This window comes from Microbulbifer halophilus (assembly GCF_026183675.1).
Lineage (GTDB): Bacteria > Pseudomonadota > Gammaproteobacteria > Pseudomonadales > Cellvibrionaceae > Microbulbifer > Microbulbifer halophilus.
Window position 1 is genome coordinate 1 of sequence record NZ_JAPIVK010000070.1, and the last position, 2,772, is coordinate 2,772.

The window sequence follows — 2,772 nt, forward strand, 5'->3', positions numbered from 1 at the left end:
CCGCACGTACGGTTCTTAGAGGGCTGGGGCCGGTAACGGCTCCCGGCTACTCGGCGCCAAGTCATTATTTTAGCGATTCAATATCCTGAACTGATCAACTTAGTTATCAACAATGAATGTGTCTAAACCTACATATCAACAAATCTCGGTCGCTTCGATTGAGCAATCCTCAGAGATTCAAAATTGGCTATCGCAATTTAGTGATGGGCAGCAGGCTACTGCTAAAACCCTTTTGAGTAGATTGAAGTTTGTATCACGTGACGAATATTCGCGCTGGCTTCATAGGTCTATAGAACAGTTGCCCTCCAGTAAGACATACGCGCTATATTCAGTCAGAAAGCTGGATTCAAATGAAGAAGATTATTGGGAGGATTCTGGTGCACCTAAGGTGAGACCCGCAACTTCGCAAGGAAGCGAGGATATGGTTTATTCAATTATTTCTAACTTGGTTCGTTCTCAGAGTGAAAACCTTCTGGATCACCCAAGTATTCCTGATCTCAAGTCAAACAGGATAAGAGATTTCGTTCTTATCGATGATTCCATTGGCAGTGGTGACCGTATATCGGGCTTTTTAAATGCGATGCTAGAAAACCCAACAATTTTAAGTTGGTGGAGCCTTGGTTGGATTAGAATAAAAATTATTTCCTTTGCAAGGCCAAAAGCCTCAGAAAGGCGAATCATAGGAAAAATTCGAGGCTCAGATCATGGGAAACGAAAGTTCCGAAAGTCTTCAAAAGTAGACTTTATTAGCGAATTAGTTTATGACGAAAAATGGTTGAAACAGCGCTGGGGCAGTAATTATCAGCAGATTGTGGAGCTTTGTCGAAATAAAACAAAAGTAGCTAAGTGGGCTCGCTTAGGCTACGGTGGGATTTTATCCAATGTAGTATTTTATCACAGCGTTCCTAATAACATTCCAGGCATCCTTTGGTTTAGTAATAGTAAATGGAACGGTCTGTTGAATGGTCGTGTATTGCCAAGTTGGCTGATTGATCTTTTGAATAATAATAAGGTAGAGAAAACCAGCCCGTCTTCGGCCACGCCCATATCAAACGACTTGTTTAGCCTACTGTCTATGGTAAAGCGAGGAGTGAGAAGAACTTCTAGCATAGCAATCAGGCTAAATGTCGATCACCACTACGCTCGAAAGCTAACTGAGCACGCAGAAAGGTTGGGCTTGTTAACACCTAAATTTCGATTAACAAAGGCTGGCTTAGATAGGCTCAAACAACATTATGAATTTATGGATGTTCCAAATTGGGACTATAGCTTGTATATTCCTAGTTCATGGTGTGCTGGCCAAGCCAACATTCAGCCGTCGATTGGTCAGGTGTCCTCACCTGTATCATCGACAGATTCTGTGGGAGCTTCGACTCCTGCGGATGGGGGTGTCGGAGAGGCATCTCTGGAAAGATCTGACGCTAAGGCGGCTGCGCCGCCCTTCAGTGTCATGTCACAATCACCTTCGTCGTCTCGGGAGAGCCATGACACTGATGGCCCCCCGGGCTCAAAGGAGAGGTGAATGGAGACTTGGTCAGTACACCAGCTTTCTAATGAAGCTCAGTCCTTTCTCGATCAGCAATCTATTGTTGATTTAAGAGCTTACGTACAGACCCTTAAGCGATCAGGGCTCCCGGTGATTTTTACCCTACGACATCTCTCAAAAATTGTGGGGGTGGATTATTCCTTGCTAAGGACCACAGTGGAGCGTCGAAGGGAAAGTTCTAACTATCGAATGTTCGCAATAAAAAAGCGTTCTGGGGGAAGGCGACACATACATACTGTCACTGGTAATTTGTTGCGAGCACAACAATTCATTAATGAGGAGATTCTACAAAAAATAAATCCTCACCCTGCATCATTTGCTTTTCACTCTGAAGGAGGAATTCGAGCCTGTGCTTCAATGCACTGTGGTGCTAAGTGGATGTTTCAGTATGACTTGGCAAATTTCTTTTATTCAGTTAACGAAGCTGATGTTTATAGAATATTCTTAAACTTGGGATACAGGCCTCTGCTGGCTTTTGAGCTGGCTAGAGTTTGTACAACTCTCCGGCTACCAAAGCACTTAATGCATTTGATAAAGATACCCAAGAGTTCAGCCTTTGATCACACATACAGATTATATCAGAGGGATAGCCATGATAGTGGCTTTGGCTTCCCATGCCAATTGCCTCTGGGTGTACTGCCGCAAGGGGCATCAGCGAGCCCAATGTTAAGCAATCTTGCTGCACGTAGTCTTGATCAAGAACTAACAAACTATGCGGACCAGCATGGACTCGTCTACACGCGATATGCAGATGACTTGACACTTTCTTCTAGTGAGAGTTTTGATAAAAGGTTATCGATTGGTAGCATTCATCGCTCTGTGATAAGAATCATTCGAAAAAACAGGTTTCTCGAGAATAGGAAAAAAACCAGAGTTGCCGGGCCAGGATCAAAAAAAATAGTTCTTGGGTTGTTAGTAGATAGTGATAAACCAAGACTATCTAAAGAGATGTACAAGCGTATAGATAGGCATATTTATGCCATAAAAAAGTATGGGCTTATTGAGGTTTCTCGTTATGAAAACTTTGATTCTCCTATCGGATTTTATAATCATCTGGCTGGATTGATCTCTTTCGTGAAGGATGTAGATGCCGTAAGGTGGGATAAATTTCGTAACCGTTTTCGAGAAATTGATTCGCCAGTAGAGATTGATGGGTGAATTGGTTGCTAGTTTTTCAAGCATAATCGGGTAAGGACGGGTATTTAGCCCGCCCTCCCCACAACACC

General features: G+C 43.3%; 2 protein-coding genes. Both read left to right on the forward strand.

Annotation, left to right across the window (positions count from 1 at the left end; genetic code table 11):
• Nucleotides 1-118 precede the first annotated feature (118 nt).
• A complete protein-coding gene (locus OQE62_RS19175) occupies nt 119-1,522 on the forward strand; it encodes a phosphoribosyltransferase-like protein (RefSeq protein ID WP_265723653.1) in 1,404 nt (467 codons plus the stop codon).
• Nucleotides 1,523-2,704, forward strand: coding sequence for a reverse transcriptase family protein (locus OQE62_RS19180; RefSeq protein WP_265723654.1), 1,182 nt, complete (start codon nt 1,523-1,525; stop codon nt 2,702-2,704).
• Nucleotides 2,705-2,772 lie beyond the last annotated feature (68 nt).

Bases quoted from the DNA above. Each gene is read 5' to 3' on its own strand.
- OQE62_RS19180 (WP_265723654.1), top strand. From the start codon at position 1,523: ATGGAGACTTGGTCAGTACACCAGCTTTCTAATGAAGCTCAGTCCTTT.